Here is a 2,753-nt window from a genome sequence, read left to right as displayed (position 1 = left end):
CGCAGCACGGGCCAGATGCCGCCCGTGTCCAGGCCGGCCAGCGCGGCCGCGGGCACGGTGCGCCAGGCCGGATCGAGCACGACGCGGCAGGCCGCGAACGGCAGGCCGTGCCGCCTCGCGGCCAGCGCGGCGGCATGCGTTTCCATGTCGACGGCGGCGGCGCCCGCGTCACGCCACAGCGCCGCCTTGGCGGCCGGCGTGGCGAGTGGCGCGTCCGCGCCCGCGAGCAGCCCGGGACGGGCACCGGGCAGCCGGTCCAGCAAGGCGCGCGACCAGTCCGGGTCCGTCGCGACGAGGCCGTCCGGCGTCAGCACGCCCGTCGCCACCACGCAGTCGCCGCACGCGAGGTCCGGGTCCAGGCCGCCCGCACAGCCGAAGCTGATGATGCCAGCCCAGCCAGCGGGTCCCTGCTGACCGGGTCGCGCCTGACCGGGTCGCGCCTGACCGGGTCGCGCCTGACAGGGCCCCTCCAGCATCCCGTGCAGCCGTTGCGCCACCCGCCACGGCCCCGGCCCGCACACGCTGGCGACGCCGGGCCCGTCCGCGATCGCCGCCTCGAACGGCATGCCGCAGACGGCGAGCACGCACGGCGCCGAAGGCACGGTCTACATCCCGAACGCGACCCGGCCGCTGCCGCCGGCCCGCAGGTTGCGGTAGCGGGCCAGCGCCCACAACGGAAAATACCTGGCGTAGCCGTGGTAGCGCAGGTAGAACACGCGGGGGAAGCCCGTGGCCGTGTGCTGCGGCTCGTCCCACAGGCCATCCGCGCGCTGGTGGTCGACGAGCCAGGCGATGCCGCGCGCGACGGCCCGCGTCTCGACGGCGCCCGCCGCCATCAGGCCCAGCAGCGCCCACGCCGTCTGCGATGCCGTCGACGGCGCCCACGCGTGGCCCGCGTAGTCGAGCCGGTAGCTGTCGCCGCCTTCGCCCCAGCCGCCGTCCGGATTCTGCACGTAGGCGAGCCAGCGGGCGGCGCGCGCGACCGGTGGCGCCTCTGGCGGCAGGCCGGCCGCCGCGAGGGCGCATAGCGCGCACCATGTGCCGTAGACATAGTTCACGCCCCAGCGTCCGTACCAGCTGCCATTCGCTTCCTGGCGACGCAGCAGCCAACCGAGCGCCCGCGCAGCCGGCGCGCGGCGCCGCGCGCAGGCGCCGGGCCCGAGCTGGGCCAGCATCGACAGGCAGCGCGCGGACACGTCGGCCGTCGGCGGATCCAGCAGCGCGCCGTGGTCGGCAAACGGGATGTGGTTCAGGTAGTAGTGGGTGTTGTCGGCCTCGAACGCGCCCCAGCCGCCGCCCCTGCCCTGCATGCCGACGATCCACTCGCGGGCGCGGGCGACGGCGTCCGCGTACCGGTCCGGCAGCGGCCACGGTTCGAGGTGCGCGGCCCGGTGCATGGCCATCGCGACGACCGCCGTGTCGTCGACGTCGGGATAGCAGGCGTTTTCGTACTGGAACGCCCAGCCGCCGGGGCGCACGTCCGGCCGGCGTGCGGCCCAGTCGCCCGACCGGTCGAGGATCTGCAGCGGCAGCAGCCAGTCGAGGCCACGGCGTGCGGCAGACAATGCGGCCGGCGTGCCCGCTTCCAGCAGTGCGTGGCACATCAGCGCCGTGTCCCACACGGGCGACAGGCACGGCTGGCAATAGGCCTCGGCGCCGCGGTCGACGAGCAGCCGGTCGATGGCGCGGCGCGCGGCGGACGCCTCGGGCGCGTCCGGCGGCAAGCCGAGCACGTCCAGCATCTGCACGGCATTGACCATCGCGGGAAAGATGGCGCCCAGGCCATGCTCGCCGTTCAGGCGCGCGCGCACGAACGCGGCCGCCTGTTCCACCGCCCGCCGGCGCAGGCGCGCGGGCAGACGCGGCGCCAGCAGCCGCACCTGCGACTCCAGCGTGCGGAACAGCGCGAACCACATGCGGTCCTGGTGCGGCGCGCGCGGCGCCAGCCCGAGGTTCTCCGGCGGCGCGAGGAACAACTCGCCGACGCCCACACCAAGGGGATTGCGCGCCCGCGGCCGCAGCGCGCCCAGCACAAGCAGCGGCGTCAGCACGGTGCGGGTCCAGTACGAGACCTTGGACAGGTGGAACGGCGACCAGCGGGGCAGCAGCGCGATCTCGACCGGCATCACGGGCACCGCCGACCACGGCATCTCGCCGAACAGCGCGAGCAGCATGCGCGTGAACACATTGCTGCGCTCGGCACCGCCGTGCTCCAGGATCGCAGTGCGTGCCCGCGCCATGTGCGGCGCGTCGGGCGGATCGCCGGTCATCTTCAGCGCGAAATACGACTTGACGCTTGCGCTCGGGTCGAAGGCGCCGCCGTGGAACAGCGGCCAGCCCCCGTGCTCGCCCTGGCGGCGGCGCAGATACGTTCCGATCTTGCGTTCCAGGTCCTTGTTCGGCGTCTCGCCAAGATAGTGCACCAGCAACACGTATTCGGCGGGAATGGTGACGTCCGCTTCCAGTTCGTAGACCCAGTGGCCGTCGCCGCGCTGGTGGGCCAGTACCGCCGCGAGCGCCGCGTCGATGGCCGGCTCCAGCCGCGCGCGCTTGCCGATGGTGCGTTCCGCCTCGACGGCGCCCGCCGGCGCCGGGGGCCCGGATTTCGAGTGGGGGCATGGGGGCCCCCGGGGGTAAGCCGCCCCGGGCGCCCCCCAAATGCCCCCATGGGCCCCCCGCCCCCCCCCGCCCGCGGGGGCCGCCGCGCGCCCGCCCGCCCCCCCCCCCCCCCCCCCCCCCCCCCCCCCCCCCCC

Annotated in this window: 1 protein-coding gene and 1 pseudogene; both read right to left on the bottom strand. The window is 75.5% G+C overall.

Features of this window, described 5'->3' with window-relative positions; genetic code table 11:
- A pseudogene (locus tag ACEN98_RS33060) lies at positions 1–329 on the bottom strand (squalene--hopene cyclase); the annotation flags it as partial.
- A 276-nt stretch (positions 330–605) separates the two neighbouring features.
- Positions 606–2,660, bottom strand: coding sequence for a squalene--hopene cyclase (gene shc / locus ACEN98_RS33055; protein ID WP_413389126.1), 2,055 nt, complete (start codon positions 2,658–2,660; stop codon positions 606–608).
- Positions 2,661–2,753 lie beyond the last annotated feature (93 nt).

This window comes from Massilia sp. CT11-137 (genome assembly GCF_047302885.1).
GTDB lineage: Bacteria > Pseudomonadota > Gammaproteobacteria > Burkholderiales > Burkholderiaceae_D > Telluria > Telluria orientalis.
Note: the sequence above shows the minus strand (reverse complement) of the source record. Positions and strands in the feature narration are given on the sequence as shown.